Origin of the sequence: Fischerella major NIES-592 (assembly GCF_001904645.1) — a bacterium.
In the GTDB taxonomy this organism is placed as follows: domain Bacteria; phylum Cyanobacteriota; class Cyanobacteriia; order Cyanobacteriales; family Nostocaceae; genus Fischerella; species Fischerella thermalis.
On the sequence record NZ_MRCA01000010.1, the window covers coordinates 163825 to 178155 of the forward strand.

General features: G+C 38.8%; 19 protein-coding genes and 2 pseudogenes. 6 read left to right on the plus strand and 15 right to left on the minus strand.

All coding sequences use genetic code 11. From position 1 onward, the window contains the following. Positions 1-1095 precede the first annotated feature (1095 nt). Complete coding sequence (locus NIES592_RS17690; RefSeq protein ID WP_062245210.1) at positions 1096-1314, plus strand: Nif11-like leader peptide family natural product precursor; 219 nt, start codon at positions 1096-1098, stop codon at positions 1312-1314. Between the two features lie 16 nt (positions 1315-1330). On the opposite strand, the gene NIES592_RS17695 is transcribed toward NIES592_RS17690, so the two are convergent. The 5 genes from NIES592_RS17695 to NIES592_RS17715 all read right to left on the minus strand — a co-directional run bounded on the left by NIES592_RS17695 (position 1331) and on the right by NIES592_RS17715 (position 5433). Beyond that, on the minus strand, positions 1331-2485 hold the full coding sequence (locus NIES592_RS17695; RefSeq protein ID WP_073556441.1) for a CapA family protein: 1155 nt from the start codon (positions 2483-2485) through the stop codon (positions 1331-1333). A gap of 108 nt (positions 2486-2593) precedes the next feature. Then, positions 2594-3565 (minus strand): glutathione S-transferase family protein, encoded by a 972-nt coding sequence (locus NIES592_RS17700; RefSeq protein ID WP_073556442.1) that lies wholly within the window; start codon positions 3563-3565, stop codon positions 2594-2596. A 185-nt stretch (positions 3566-3750) separates the two neighbouring features. Then, positions 3751-4041, minus strand: coding sequence for an Asp-tRNA(Asn)/Glu-tRNA(Gln) amidotransferase subunit GatC (gene gatC, locus NIES592_RS17705; RefSeq protein ID WP_009457928.1), 291 nt, complete (start codon positions 4039-4041; stop codon positions 3751-3753). An 82-nt stretch (positions 4042-4123) separates the two neighbouring features. Next, positions 4124-4645, minus strand: coding sequence for a photosystem I assembly protein Ycf3 (locus NIES592_RS17710; RefSeq protein ID WP_009457927.1), 522 nt, complete (start codon positions 4643-4645; stop codon positions 4124-4126). Positions 4646-4758: 113 nt separating this feature from the next. Beyond that, on the minus strand, positions 4759-5433 hold the full coding sequence (locus NIES592_RS17715) for an SOS response-associated peptidase (RefSeq protein WP_073556443.1): 675 nt from the start codon (positions 5431-5433) through the stop codon (positions 4759-4761). Between the two features lie 203 nt (positions 5434-5636). On the opposite strand from NIES592_RS17715, the gene NIES592_RS17720 reads away from it, so the two are divergent. Further along, positions 5637-6257, plus strand: a complete 621-nt coding sequence (locus tag NIES592_RS17720; RefSeq protein ID WP_062245198.1) for a glutathione S-transferase family protein — start codon at positions 5637-5639, stop codon at positions 6255-6257. Positions 6258-6501: 244 nt separating this feature from the next. On the opposite strand, the gene NIES592_RS17725 is transcribed toward NIES592_RS17720, so the two are convergent. From NIES592_RS17725 to NIES592_RS17735, 3 genes are all read right to left on the minus strand, one after another. Further along, positions 6502-6729: a DUF167 domain-containing protein gene (locus NIES592_RS17725; protein WP_073556444.1), complete on the minus strand. Its 228-nt coding sequence runs from the start codon at positions 6727-6729 to the stop codon at positions 6502-6504. Further along, entirely contained in the window at positions 6707-7120 is a 414-nt protein-coding gene (locus NIES592_RS17730; RefSeq protein ID WP_062245194.1) for a ribosomal maturation YjgA family protein, read from the minus strand. Before NIES592_RS17730 ends, NIES592_RS17725 begins: the two co-directional genes overlap by 23 nt. A 190-nt stretch (positions 7121-7310) precedes the next feature. Continuing rightward, positions 7311-7856 carry a DUF2231 domain-containing protein gene (locus NIES592_RS17735; RefSeq protein ID WP_062245190.1) on the minus strand — a complete coding sequence of 182 codons (546 nt, stop codon included), beginning with the start codon at positions 7854-7856 and terminating at the stop codon, positions 7311-7313. Positions 7857-8122: 266 nt separating this feature from the next. On the opposite strand from NIES592_RS17735, the gene NIES592_RS17740 reads away from it, so the two are divergent. Continuing rightward, complete coding sequence (locus NIES592_RS17740; RefSeq protein ID WP_073556445.1) at positions 8123-9157, plus strand: hemerythrin domain-containing protein; 1035 nt, start codon at positions 8123-8125, stop codon at positions 9155-9157. Positions 9158-9410: 253 nt separating this feature from the next. On the opposite strand, the pseudogene NIES592_RS17745 reads toward NIES592_RS17740, so the two are convergent. The 3 genes and pseudogenes from NIES592_RS17745 to NIES592_RS17755 all read right to left on the minus strand — a co-directional run. Next, positions 9411-9788, minus strand: a pseudogene (locus NIES592_RS17745) (carotene isomerase); the annotation flags it as partial. Positions 9789-9876: 88 nt separating this feature from the next. After that, positions 9877-10194, minus strand: coding sequence for a threonine dehydratase (locus NIES592_RS17750; RefSeq protein ID WP_073556446.1), 318 nt, complete (start codon positions 10192-10194; stop codon positions 9877-9879). 247 nt (positions 10195-10441) lie between these two features. Further along, positions 10442-11347: an ATP adenylyltransferase family protein gene (locus tag NIES592_RS17755; RefSeq protein WP_062245178.1), complete on the minus strand. Its 906-nt coding sequence runs from the start codon at positions 11345-11347 to the stop codon at positions 10442-10444. A 241-nt stretch (positions 11348-11588) separates the two neighbouring features. Here NIES592_RS17755 and NIES592_RS17760 point away from each other — a divergent pair, with 241 nt between their 5' ends. After that, entirely contained in the window at positions 11589-11942 is a 354-nt protein-coding gene (locus NIES592_RS17760; RefSeq protein ID WP_062245175.1) for a Rieske (2Fe-2S) protein, read from the plus strand. A 27-nt stretch (positions 11943-11969) separates the two neighbouring features. On the opposite strand, the gene NIES592_RS25325 is transcribed toward NIES592_RS17760, so the two are convergent. After that, the gene (locus NIES592_RS25325) at positions 11970-12125 is read right to left on the minus strand and encodes a hypothetical protein (RefSeq protein WP_178379577.1); all 156 of its coding nucleotides are present in this window, start codon (positions 12123-12125) and stop codon (positions 11970-11972) included. Between the two features lie 119 nt (positions 12126-12244). On the opposite strand from NIES592_RS25325, the gene NIES592_RS17765 reads away from it, so the two are divergent. Further along, the gene (locus NIES592_RS17765; RefSeq protein WP_009457906.1) at positions 12245-12445 is read left to right on the plus strand and encodes a hypothetical protein; all 201 of its coding nucleotides are present in this window, start codon (positions 12245-12247) and stop codon (positions 12443-12445) included. Positions 12446-12504: 59 nt separating this feature from the next. Here the strand turns inward: NIES592_RS17765 and NIES592_RS17770 are convergent, their stop codons facing one another. From NIES592_RS17770 to NIES592_RS25335, 3 genes are all read right to left on the minus strand, one after another. After that, the gene (locus NIES592_RS17770) at positions 12505-12798 is read right to left on the minus strand and encodes a hypothetical protein (protein WP_143168379.1); all 294 of its coding nucleotides are present in this window, start codon (positions 12796-12798) and stop codon (positions 12505-12507) included. A 476-nt stretch (positions 12799-13274) separates the two neighbouring features. Further along, complete coding sequence (locus NIES592_RS25330; protein WP_178379578.1) at positions 13275-13436, minus strand: hypothetical protein; 162 nt, start codon at positions 13434-13436, stop codon at positions 13275-13277. Positions 13437-13728: 292 nt separating this feature from the next. Further along, the gene (locus NIES592_RS25335; protein ID WP_009457900.1) at positions 13729-13869 is read right to left on the minus strand and encodes a hypothetical protein; all 141 of its coding nucleotides are present in this window, start codon (positions 13867-13869) and stop codon (positions 13729-13731) included. 8 nt (positions 13870-13877) lie between these two features. Between NIES592_RS25335 and NIES592_RS26315 the strand changes: the two are divergent. After that, positions 13878-14057, plus strand: a pseudogene (locus NIES592_RS26315) (hypothetical protein); the annotation flags it as partial. Positions 14058-14331: the final 274 nt, after the last annotated feature.

The window sequence follows — 14331 nt, forward strand, 5'->3', positions numbered from 1 at the left end:
TTTTCCATACCCCAATATAAACAATTTTTCTCTATTTTAATATTTTTTAAAGATTTTGGATAGATAGAAATCTAAATAGAATAAATAAGCTTTGGATATATATGATAACGATGAAGTCGCGATCGCCTACAGATTTGAGTTTGAAACCGTAAAATAACGAACAGTCTAGGTTTTCTGTGCTATTTTTCTTGGTGTCTTAGTGTCTTGGTGTTTAATAAAATAATTTTTTACCACCAAGGCTCTAAGACACAAAGGTGAAAAGACCAAAATTCGGGAAAATTTTTGAGGTTTTTTACCCACCACCAAAGGGCTTGTTTTCTGTACCAACACAGTTGAAACAAATTACAGATTATTGGCTCTGTGAGCAAAACAAATTCCCTCTTTCAACAGATTGAATAAACGAATGTCATGCTATTGCGATCACAATCATCTGCACCTCTGATTGTGATTGTCCTACCTAACTTCTATAACTACACTCTTGCGCTCAATAAAATGTTATATTTTTAACTTAAATTTTATATCTTCTCAGTATTATCATGGACTAATACTGTAGACAATCAAACCATTATGGCGTAAAGTAGAGATATTCAAAAAAAATTACATGATTATCATTAAATATTTTGACACATATAGTCGATTATTTTCAGTAAAATAACGGTTAACTGAGTAATCATTAGATCTGTCCTCAAGGTGATACTGAATCTACAAATAATTTCACAATCTACCGTACTAGTGAATGTGGACAGCACACAATTAACAACCCAAACTCATCGTACAGCTACTTTGACTCTACAAGCAGGTAGCAATATCATTCTAAATGCTGCTTTTACTATGTAGAACCATGGCTGTTGTGCCGAAGGGGCATGTTTATCGATAAAGATACAAAAAATTAATATACATCTTGATTGGGTGTAAGAACAAAATAATTAGGAATTGATTAGCAAATGAAAAACTTATACTAATTTTAAATTTTGGAGCTTGGAGTAGGGATATAAAACAATACTGCCTATCCCGATATATATTTTCTTCAAATTTTTGCACTTCACTTACAAATTCTATTTACTAATGACTAAATTTAGAAATCTTAGAAGAGCTATGTCCAAACAAGAAGTTATTAGACTATTTAGAGCTGCTCAAACTAATCCTAATTTAAGGGAAATACTTAATTCGGCATCAGACCTAGAAACTTTTGTACAAATGGCGCAACAACAAGGCTATAATTTCACTGTTGATGAATGGCAAAAAGCTACAGGCTTAGTAATGGAAGAGTCAGAATCTCAGGTATCTGAAATTCAGGGAAAGTGTCAAGGGTGAAGGATGAAGAATGAATTTAATTTGTGACTGTAATTTCTCCTTTTTTATTAATCTTAACTGGTGTTTTGGGAAAATCTTTTGCAATCAAGTTGCGTACAAGTTTTACAGTTCGTAATTGCTTATCAAGATGGGGAATTCCCTGCCGATCCATATGTACAGGAATAATTTTACCTCCTACTAAATCTCCTTGGGAATTTAACTTAACTTCTAAAATCATTGAGTAACCAGTCTCGCCTTGTGTAGATAAAGTTCGATATCCTAAAAAATTTCCTAAAGAGTAAGCAATCAGTTTTCCTTGATAAACTTCTATGGCTCTGGGAACATGTGGACCATGACCAAGCACTACATCTGCTCCAGCATCAATCATTGTCCTAGCAAACTTTACCACATTACCGCGATTTTCCCCGTAAAAAGTTTCTGTCCGATTTTTCACTCGCAATGCTTTTGTTCCCTCTGCTCCTGCGTGCATTGATACAATTACTACATCTGCACGTTTTCTGGCTTGTTGTACAAGGGCTTTGGCTGTTTGGAAATCGTGAATCGAGTTGTAACGTTCATAGGGTGCAAACCCGATCATTGCAACTGGAATATTTTTAGCTTGCAGCAAAAGTATTTGATTTTTATGCCCTAGTGTTTTGATACCAACCGCAGAGAGATTCTTGATCGTATCTGCAAATCCCACTAAACCAAAATCCATCGCATGATTGTTAGCTATATTGAATACATCAAAGCCGACGTCAGCAAATAACTGAGCATAGGAAGGTGGAGAGCGAAATGCAAACACCTGTCTACGACTGATGTCTTTGGTAGTGTAGGGATGCTTTGTTAAACTGGTTTCCAAGTTACCAAATAAGATATCAGCTTTTTTAAGGTGTGTCCTTACGGACTTTGGGATTAATTGGTTGCGATCGCGTGGCAATCTGTAGTTAGGAAAATTTGTACCAGGAATCACATCTCCAACTGCTTGAATGGTAATAGTGTCTATATAACTAGGCTCTTTAATCAGTGGAGGTGAGTTCGACTCAGGGACAACTTCACTGGGTAGGTTGTTCGTATCTGTGGCTTGCGATCGCTTCGAGCGGATACCCAATCCTATACTAATGCCTATACAAAAACATACACCGACAAAAGCCAAAGAAAGTAATCTTACCCCTGGTCGTGGATTAGCCATATTCCCACTCCTCACACCATGAGATTAGTCTACTCCATAAGTTAGAGCTTGTCGGTAGCAATGCTGGTGCAATATGGCAAATTTAGCTGAATTAATGAAAATTTTGATTTATTTTGCAAACAGGCGATCGCGATCATGCGGAGCATCATAATCAATCATCGGCCCTTTTGGAACAATCCGAGTCGGGTTAACTTTGGGATGACTGCGGTAATAATGTCGCTTAATGTGGTCTAAGTTACAAGTCTGTTTGACACCAGGTTGTTGGTACAAGTCTTTGAGATAATTCCACAAGTTAGGATAATCTACAATCCGGCGTAAGTTGCATTTGAAATGCACATAATAAACTGGGTCAAAGCGATACAAAGTTGTGAACATACACCAGTCTGCTTCAGTAATTTGCTCTCCACACAGATAGCGTTGCTCCCCTAAGACTTTTTCCCAATGCTCAAGAGCATCAAATAGTTCTGTTACTGCTTGATTATAGGCTGCTTGCTTGGTTGCAAAGCCCGCCCGATACACACCATTGTTAATCGGTTGGTAAATAGAATCTATCGTCTCGTCAATCATCTTTTGTAAATTTTCTGGATAAAAATTTACATTATTCTGAGCAAGATGATGAAACTCAGTATCAAACATCCGCATGATTTCGCGGGATTCGTTATTGACAATTGTATTGGTTTGTGTATCCCATAAAACTGGAACTGTGACACGCCCGCTATAGTTGGGATCAGCTTTCAGATAAATTTGCCAGAGGTAATCAGCGCCATTGACAGTATCCGGAATGCAGCCTGGTTCATCTGCAAATTCCCAGCCGTTGTCGTGAATTTCGGGAGAAACCACAGATATCCCAACAATATCTTGTAATCCTTTGAGTTGGCGCATAATCGCAGTGCGACACGCCCAAGGACAAGCCCAGGAAATATACAGGTAATAACGCCCTGCTTCAGCCTTGAATCCACTTGCACCATCGGCGGTAATCTGATTATGGAAAGTGGTTGAAGGACGGATAAATTTACCTTCTGCATCTTCCTGTTCCCGTTCAGATAACCATTTACCATCCTTGAGAATTCCCAAACCCATAGTTATCCTCCTTTGATGATGTTAGTGGTTAGTGGTTAGTGGATAGTAATTGATGGCTAATAACAATTACGCACTAGCAGTTACCCATTACCTACTAACTACTAATGTACAGACGCGAGGAACATCGCGTCTGTACCCACTAACTACTAACTACTAACTACTAACTACTAACTACTAACTACTAACTATTCCTCATTGAGAATTTTTGGCACTTTGAAAAATTCGCCTTCTTGTTCTGGCGCACTCTGAAGAATAGCTTCGCGATCGCTATAAGGTTGTAGATCGTCAGGGCGTGTCACGTTGCTAACATCAATAGCCCGTGTTGTGGGTGGTACATCACTAACATCCAATTCACTGAGTTGCTCAAAGTAATCTAGAATGCTTGCCAATTGAGTAGTGAATTGCTCTTCTTCTTCTGGTGTCAATTCTAAACGGGCGAGATGGGCTACTTTACGGACTTGTTCGCGATCGAGCATAAAAAGTTATTGGTCAATGGTCAATGGTCAATGGTCAATGGTCATTGGTAAAAACTCTGGACAATTGACAATTGACCCTGGACTAAAAGAATACATCAATTTGCATTCTGCCTGTGGTTTTTAGCCAGTTTTGGGCCTCAATGTAGTTATTGGGAGCAAGGCGAATGGCTCTAATCCAATAGTCAGCAGCTTTGTCAAACAGTGCTTCGCCACCGTCCTCGTCTCCTGCTTCTTTGGCTTTTTCACCCAAATAGTGGTAAATTACCGCAATGTTATTTAAGGCTTGTGGTAAGCGGGGATTGTACTCCAGTGCTTGGTGATATAACTCTAGAGCCTTTTCGTGTTCGCCGTTACTAGCGTAGATTAATCCCATGTTGTAGAGTATGTAACCGCGATCGAGGGAATCATCTTCTAGTTCTAAGGCTTGTTTATAGTTATCTAAAGCTTCGGCGTATTCTCCTTCTGACTGCGCCGACATTCCATCTCTGTAATAAACAAAGGCTTCTTTGGCTCTTTTGTTAGCCGGCAAAATCTTCAGGATCAGATCTGCCATGACTGTAAAAGATTTATCGATAAAATTATCGTTTTTCTGAGTTCTTGGCATATGACGCCTCTATTGAGGTTGGGCTACTGGCTGGGCTTTTTTTAACTATTAGCTAATTTAACAGTTATCAGTTGTCAGCTGTCAGTTGTCGGTTGTGTGACTATTGATTAGACTCAAATTTTGACTGGGGTAACGCACTCAGCGCTATTATTTTTAGGGCTGTTCACCAAGGTTGTTACAGGATAGCTAGTCATCGCTTCTGATGGGTAGGGGTGCAGTGGTGGTTGTAGCAATTCCACGTCATGAACTTGGGGATCTAGCCATAAATCATAACTTTCCTGTTGGAGAATTACTGGCATACGATCATGAACCATTTGCAGTAATTCGTTAGCTTGGGTTGTCAAAATTGTACAAGATTTTATTCGTTCTTGTTCTGGAGATTGCCATTCCTCCCATAATCCTGCAAAACCAAAAGGTTTTCCATTCGACAGACGAAAATAATATGGCTGTTTTTTACCGTCTTGTTGTTGCCATTCGTAAAAGCCATCTGCTACCACTAAACAGCGTTGGCGCTTGAAAGCACGACGAAACGCTGGTTTTTCGGCTACGGTTTCTGCTCTAGCATTGATCAGCCTTGCTCCCATGCTCTGATCTTTCGCCCATGAGGGTATTAAACCCCAACGTAATCGCTGAATTTCGCGCTTATGACCTTCAGAATTATACAAAACCACCAAAACCATTTGCGTAGGTGCAATGTTATATTGCGGCTTGAAATCAGGAATTTTTTCGACCTCAAATATTTGGGTTAAAACTTCTGGAAATACGCTTAAAGTAAATCTTCCACACATTGTTTGATCCTTAATGACTGACTCGAATTAAACATTTCAATGATAAAAATAATACTTAAATAAAATTTGTTTTTCAGAGAATTTATTTCGTCTAGAATTGCAGCATTTATAAAAATTTTCTTCTGTTTATTAGTTTTTTTGAAAAACCATTGTATTTTGCTGCATCATAAATAATCAAAACCTTCATCTCACAATATATTGGCATGGAAACGCTAAGATTGTACGATTTTTTACCTTCAGGAAATGGCTACAAGATACGTCTTTTATTATCACAAATTGGTATGCCATTTGAGAGGGTAGAGGTGAATATCTTGAAAAATGAGACCCGAACACCAGAGTTTTTAAGTAAAAATCCGAATGGTAAAATTCCATTATTGGAGGTGAAACCAGATAAATATTTGGCAGAATCAAATGCCATATTAGTTTATTTGAGTGAAGGCACAGAATTTTTACCTTATGACCGCTTTTTACGAGCGCAAGTAATGCAATGGTTGTTTTTTGAACAGTGTAGCCTCAAGCCTTTTATTGAGCCATTGAGATTTTGGATTTCTATACTAGGTAAAGCAGAAGAATACAAGGAAGCCATAGAGCAAAAACGTGAATCTGGTTATGCAGCCTTAAAACTGATGGAAAATCATTTACAGAGTCGTAACTTTTTTGTTGGCGAACGTTATACTATTGCCGATATTGCATTGTTTGCTTACACTCATGTAGCTGATGAAGGTGGATACGATTTGAAACAATTTCCTGCTATCCAAGCATGGATTGAAAGAGTAAAAGCACAACCAAGATATATCTCAATTAAAGAAGAATTACAGCATTGATTTGTTCATATAATTTGCATCTACCAACTCGTTTTCTAGCATCAGCAGAGAAAACGAGTTTGTTGTATTTCAGAGTAATTTTAATTGTTTATTGGGTTGTTGTGATGAGCATCATATCTGGTGAATGTCAATCATAGCGGGTATTGCCGAGCTTATAAAGCAATTTTGGTTTACTCCCATTCTATCATTGAAATTTTTCACCGATTCTAATTCTTGCTTAACTTTGTTTAAATCTTATGTGGCTTTATAAATCAGTGTCTATTTCAACTAGTTTTTGTCTTGATGATAACCCAGACTTAATTCTAATCCTAGATTGTGGGACATGAAAATTTTCAGATAAAACTTTTATTAATTCTTCATTTGCTTTACCATCAACAGGTGGTGATTTTAAATAAACAATCAGACTGCGATCGGCAGCTTCTTCTATTTTTTGCATCTTTGAGTTTGGTTTAACTTTGGCCTTTATTTGCATAACTCTTTCCTTGTAATTGTCGCAGCCACAACCAACCTAAAAAACAGCCTACTACGTAATGAGGAAAATCCCACCAAGCAAAGGTTGTACCTAGAAGTAGTTTACCTACCAAAGTAGCGCGAATTTGCTCTAAAAAGGGAGGATGCCATAGTTGTAGAAACTCTAATATACAGGTAATGATAAAGACCCATAAAGGAATTTGAATAATAGCTTTTGAACTCCGTAAAAATAGAAATGCAAACAAGCACCAAAATATTTCGTAGAAAACAGCAGCCCCATAATCATTGAACCATTTTTGAGCAAAACCAGTATAGTATTTAAATAAAAAGCCCATCCCTGTAACGATGAGCAAAGAAATTATTATATAAAGGCTTTGTGTTTTTTTTGACACGCTTTTCTCAGGGTTCGGGACAAGTCAATTAAAAATTAAAAATTGAAAATTAAAAATATAAACTTTACAATTTTTAATTTTTTTAGCCCCTCCTATGAAAGTGGATGTAGGCACAGAAACTCTGCGTTCCTTTGCGTTGACTCTGCGTCCCTCTGCGTTTAAAAACGCTATGATTTTAGGCAAAGCTGCACTAAGGTTGGTTTGGATTCCCGTTGCCAATCACAGAAATTTTATGTCGGTATACTAACTCACCGCCGTACCAACCGGAAATGCCAAGAAGTGTAGCTACAAGTACTGAGATTACGAGTCCCCAAGGTAGTACAGCAGATATGGGGTTATTCCAACGTAATACTAGGTTGATAATCGTCAGCACCAAAGCACTCACGTTTAGGATTAAGTGCGCCCAACCAGCAGTACGCTTACGGACTCGTCCGATTCTTAAAAAGTCCATAAGCCCGGTTAGGGCTGCTGCTACACCACCCACCAAGCCAGCAGCAATTAACCAAAAAGAATCCCTTGCCCAAAAACTATCATCTGTGAACCAGAAGACTGCATCAGTTAACAAGGCCCCTACAAGAAAAGCAATTGGGAATTGTACAAGAATAGGATGGATGGGATGACCTGCAACTGCTACAGTACTAGGTACACCAGTGTCACGAAATTCTCTATCGTCACTTTCCAAAAAGGCTGGAATATTAGGATAGGGTGTAGAGCTTCTTTCTTGAGTTTCAGACATTACAAATCAATCTCCAGTTCAACTATCCTTGAGTCAATCTAGAAAAGTGAAAAAGGAATTTTATCTATCTGGCGGTGGAGGTATAGTTTTCGTAGTTATCTATCTCAATGTATAGATATATTTTTATTTTTAAAATTATCCTAAAAATGAAATTTTTATCTCCTTGGTTTTGAGGTTATCGTTCAAAAGAAAGATGGTACTATCTGAAACCTTTATGTAACCTAAGAAAAGTAAGGAGACAAATTTATTTTAGAGGGGAGTACAAAATGGTTGTCGCTCTGGATGATGCTAAGCGTTCTGCTATTGCCATGAAACTGGCGGATATGAAAACAATTCAAGAGTTGCTAATTCAAAATGAAGAACAGTTTTTAAAGGAAATTAACGATAAAGAAATTGCCGATCGCTTCCGGAAAATGCTCGAAGATGATCGCAAAAATAAGGGCGTTCTGGAAACAGTTAATGTGCAATATGGCATTCAAGCCGAGCCAGAAAAAACAGTTACAGAAATGATTAATAAGGTTCGGCAATTGATGCAAGGCTCTGAATTAAGCTTGTATGAAAAAGTATTTCAGCATGAATTATTAAAGCATCAACAAGTAATGTCCGGCTTGACAATTCACAAAGCAGCACAAAAAGTTGGTGCGGATGTGATGATGGCGATTGGGCCTTTAAATACTGTTAACTTTGAGAACCGCGCTCACCAAGAACAACTCAAAGGTATCTTGGAAATCTTAGGTGTTCGTGAACTCACTGGACAAGACGCAGACCAAGGTATTTGGGGACGCGTACAAGATGCTATGGCAGCATTAAGCGGTGTTGTGGGTAGTGCTGTTACCCAAAGTAGTGATAAAAGCGATATGAACATCCAAGATGTTATTCGCTTGGATCACAACAAAGTTAACACCTTGTTCACTGAATTATTGGCAAGTAATAATCCTCAAAAAATCCAAGAATACTTCGGTCAAATTTACAAAGACTTGAGCGCTCATGCTGTAGCTGAAGAAGAAGTGGTCTACCCAAGAGTACGTTCTTTCTACGGTGCAAGTGACACTCAAGAATTGTATGACGAACAAGCCGATATGAAGCGGAGATTAGAGGAAATTAAAGCTATTGATCCCTCTTCTTCTCAATTCAAAGATAAAATTAGACAGATCATGGATGTTGTCGGCGACCACATTCGTCAAGAAGAAAGCACAATGTTTGCTGCTATTCGCAATAACTTGAGTAGCGATGAAAGTGAGCAATTAGCTACCCAATTCAAAGCTGCTAAGCAAAGAATCCAAGAGAAAGCAGCTAAGTAGTTAGAGGTCTATTTTGCTAGTAGCAAAATAGTTAATAACTGCAACTAATTTCATCACTTTGGATCACTATGTTTTGTAGGGGTGTATAGCCGTATGCCCCTACGGCTTTTTATTTAAAAATAAAAAAACACTAATAATATCAAAGCCGGCTAATTGCTTACGATATAAAGCTTGGGCATTGGGTATGGTTAAAAAATAACCAATAACCAATTACCCATTACCGATTACCGATCTCAACGAATAATACAAGTATTCAAGCGGACATAATATAACCAATATCCTGAAGCATTTGTAAATGCTTACTAACAGGTGCAAGTGTATTGGCAGTAATCATACCGCTAGCGGCAACTGCTGGTAGACCAATACCAGGAAATGTCAAATCTCCACAACATAGCAATCCTTTTAGGGGTGTAGTGGAACCAGGAAAGAAACCTTTTCCGGCTGGGATTGCTGGCCCATAGGAACCTCGGTGACGGCGTAAAAACTGTTCGTGGGTGAGGGGTGTACCCACAAGAGTAACATCACAACGCGATCGCATATCGGGAATAATTCGTTCTAAGGCTTTCCACATCACCTCTGCTCGTTTTTGCTTTTGTTGCTGATATTCTTTGCTGTTTCTATTCATTCCCTTCGTGGAGGTTACTTGATTACTAGGGATGTGAGGGAATGAGGATGTAAGCGTGAATTTGATTTTCTTCTATATCTCCACACCTTTACACTCATCTTTGAGGGGCTTTATTTACCTCTTGGGCCATTTTACGAAAATAATCCATATTGGGGTCGGGACGGCGACGAGCTGTGATTGTAGGTTCTGGCGTAATCTTTGATTTAGGTTCACTAACTTGCTGGCTCTGAGATGATTTGATGGTGTTGGCGTCGTCGCTTTCTAAGAAATAGCCAGGATTGGAGAACCCGAATATCCTAGCCAAAAAACCAAATATTTGAGAAAAGATGTTTCTAATCAAACTAAAGAACTGATATAAAAGACCTTCTAGGCGAATAAAGAAGTTTCTAATGATTTGCATTAAACCAGACATGGCACTGCCTCCTGATTAAAGCTTATTATTATTTTGACTTATAGCATTTTTCTTGTCATGTTCCTATCTGTATACCTATGTACTACCAAATAACTAACAAAGGAACACAAAGCTTTGTGTCCCTCGGTTAGAAGTGAAGCGATCGCACCCACAGGAGAATTACCATGACATTGAAAAGGCGATTGAAGTTGCTGTCAGTAAGTATGAGAAAAGCTGAATTGGCCAACTTTTTCATCATAGGCGATCGCTAGTTAATCGGTACAGCGACATTTTTCAGCACATTCATCGGTCCGTGTTGTTTGAGAGTCTGCATTTGTTGCTCGTTTCGCACAAAAAAAGTCCCAGCAAATCCTAGTGAGTTGACTGGTATACATGCAAAACATTCTTGCGATCGCGGTACGAGCAGCATCCATTCTCGTGTTACCAAAAGATTGTAAGCTGGGGATTGTTCATCTTTTAAACCTACTGCCTGTAGTAGAGAATGATAACACTCTAATGTTGCCTTAGCAGCGGTGAATGGCGGTTGCTGCCAGAGAGAATTTAGCAGTGCAAAAGCATGTACAAAATCAAATCCTGGTATAGTTGCGATCAAGTTATGAAATTGTGCAAATTTGAGTAGAGGTGCAATTGGTAGCTGCAATCCTGCTGTAGGTGTCAGTGGTAATGGCACAAGTTGCAAGTGTTTGTGTCGTTGACTAGCACCAGCGATCTTGCCAGCATTGTAGAATGCTAACCCATCAAATTGATCCATACACGCCCACATAGCGGCAAAATCTGCTAAAGTCAGTAAACTTTCTTGTTCTTCAAAGGCACGGGTAATCAATAGCAAGTGATATTTAGCAACGTTGTATTTATTTAAAATACACACGTGGGTATCAGAAATATCTGCAACAAATAGATCCTGTTCGTAGGGAAGAAAAGGATTAAAATCTTTGGCAGAGGAATTGTTTTGTTTTTCTTGTTTCTGCTTAAGTTCATCCTTACGAGCGAGGTTAGACACAATCCGCACCAAAAAGCAAACACCGTTTTGCTCGATAAATTCCGATTCTGTCGGTATTGAAACCATAGCATTGGTAGCAAGAGCATGTTCAGTCTGCTGTTTGATTCTTGTCCAGAATGTGCCAGCTGGCAGTAATATTTTTCCCTGTGCCATTTGTTAAGGTCTAAGTTATACCAACAAAATTTTATATTATGTTTGCCTGACGGTTCGTGGGGAGTGTGGGGAGTGTGACTACCTACTAACCACTCACTGTACAGACGTGCCATGGCAGGTCTGGTACAATAACCACTAACCACTAACAAACAACAAACAACAACCAACCACCAACAACTAACTACTTTTGGCCACAATTGCGGGAAACTATAAAAGCAGAATGCTAAAGAGAGGAGAATCTATGAGTTGGACGAAAGTTCTAGCAGCTGACGCACTTTCTCCTGGTGCGCGAGAAGTAGTAAAAGTTGGTAGCCGGAAAATCCTGTTGCTGAATCATGAAGGTCAAGTTTATGCAGTAGATAATGCTTGTCCTCATCTAAAGTTGTCTCTGAAAAAGGGCAAAATTGTAGATGGGGCAATAGTTTGTCCTTGGCATCGTAGTGCTTTTGATCTCTGCACTGGTGAAGTCAAAGACTGGATTACATGGCCCCCTGTTGTTAGTAAGGCAATGAGTATAGTATCACAAGAGAAAACACTCCCAGTTTATCCTGTGCGTGTGGAGGATGGAAGTATCTGGGTTGATGTAGCAGAATAACTGCCGTATCTCATACTTGCTTGCATATCAAGCGATCGCCTGAGCAAAGTAGAATGCAAATTTGTTGTGGCGATCGCCCAAACATCGCCCAAACATCATAATATTTTTATTAAAAAAAGCAGTGGGGATTACTAGATCTACCTTCTTCAAAAAGTGAAAAAACAGCCTATTGATAGATGCCAATTAACCCTCACTGTCAAATAATAGTGTGTTAGTAGAAGCTTTACGTAATTTTTTGAATTTTAGTGTGATTAAACTCATAGTTTCATACTCAAAGACGGCATAGACTCAGATTTAAGCATATGAATATCTCAGGTCGCAATTACAATATAGAACCTTACGAAGATCCTAATATAGATCCCTATACAAACCCTGATAGTGAACCTTATGCTGATCCGAATGTGGAACCCTATGTAGATCCCAATCCTGAACCTTATGCTGATCCGAATGTGGAACCTTATACCAACTCTGATAGGTATGAGAGTTACTCAGAAATCAGGTAATATCCATTTTATTGAGTTGCAAATAACAAGTATAAATCAGGTTCTACGCCGAGCGATGTCTAACGACAAGCCGCTTCGCGTCTATGCACCTGTGCTATCACCCTTTGTGTTCGTTGCTGTTCCTTTTCTGTAAGCGTTAATACCCAGTTACCTTGAGAGTAGAGGATTTCAAATTCACGTCTAATGTGAATTAACAAAGGCGCTAATAGATCATGGGAAATACTCAACAAACCAATGACCACCCAACCACCCATGAAAGATCCATCTGTGTTATCTGTGTTTATCGGTGTGTATCGGTGGTCGATTTCTAAAAAAACGTTTTTTAGCAGGCGCAAGGAATATTGCGTCTGCATATTCAATTCACATCAGGCGTAATTCTCAATCAACAAACAGTAGAACGCCGGGGTATAAAGTTGATTAATTATTGTATGGATAAAAATATTCATTAAGTTATATAGCTAGTGAGCATTAGTTTGCTTGATTATGTGTAAATCTGTTAAAAATATTTACTAAGTATTACTTCATATCTTGCTCAATTCAATTTGAGTAGAGAATATAAATATACAAGTTTTCAAGAGTTCATAGGAAGAATTTAGTCCTCACTACGAACTCTTGAGAGTTGTGTGCAGGAAAGGGGGGTGAAAGTGATGTACGATATTCCCATACCTGATAACATCATTTACTTGATTGTTAAAGTTGGCCTGCTCATTTTGGTGTTAAGTTTGTGGTTAGCCACCACTGCAACACCTGCATATTAATTAGATATTGTTTGAGATATTGTTTGTTGTTCGTTCCAACCACCAACGGTCAACAACCATTTACCAACATCTTAACTAGCATGTGACCAGTCGCTGAGTGCTTCATATTCCTGCTTTTTCTGGCGTTGGCGTACTGGTTTTAAAGGAGTGCCAATATCCACGTTCCGAAAAAACTGTTTTTTCTTTGTGGATTTGGGTGCTTGTGTGTTTAAGTTAGTTTGTGTAGTTGTCATTGTACTCACCTTAGTTTTTTAGATAAAGATAAAACGGTAATTTTCACTAAATAAATCTCAAAATCAATAGTAAATACTCTGCTAAGTTACTGCATCTGCCTTAGCTATGAATATTGAGGCGAATTTATGATATTACTCTGTCTAACAACAGGATTATACCTACAGATGTGGATGAACTTACATCCTCAACATATATAATCCCTATCTGAATGTCTGTTTCCGGAAAAACGATTAAATAAACTTGAGTTTGTGAGGAAAATAACGTTTTTCTGGTATAAAAGATTATAGATTACTAGCGATCGCTCGACCTCTGAGAATTAACGACAGAAAAGCCTCGACGCATGGGTGTTGTCTTAGCTAACTCCACTTGAAAAGTTACCCTGTCAGTCATATCGCCATTTTTAACTTCCAAAGTCCAGTTACCTAGACGCATATGCTAATCGCGATCGCATTGTTGCTTATGCAGATCACTTGGAACCTGGGGTTTATAGTTTGCATTACTTAGTGCTTTCTGTGATACCCGTTACTTTCAGCTATCCTGGTGCGGAAGCGCACCTGCAATATGCGCCAGAGGAGTTTGGACGGGTGGCGGAGTCTACGTTAGTGTTGGAGGAGAAATAGCTAAAGCTGATCATTGAGTTCACCAAAACGCGCCTTGAGCAAATTTTCTACCACAAGGCGTTGTCCTCGCCGTTCGTTTGTTGTTCCCATTTTAAGGTGCGATCGCAGTTTATTTATCAACAGAAAGGTTATTTGGAGGTGGGGAGGTGGGGTGATGGGGGGAGTAAGTAGTTTAAAGGAGATTGCTGAATTTGGTCATGAATGGTGTTTGTCTACTACATTTTGTAGAGACGTAGCATTGCTACGTCTGTAGGCATTGCTACGTCTGTAGGCA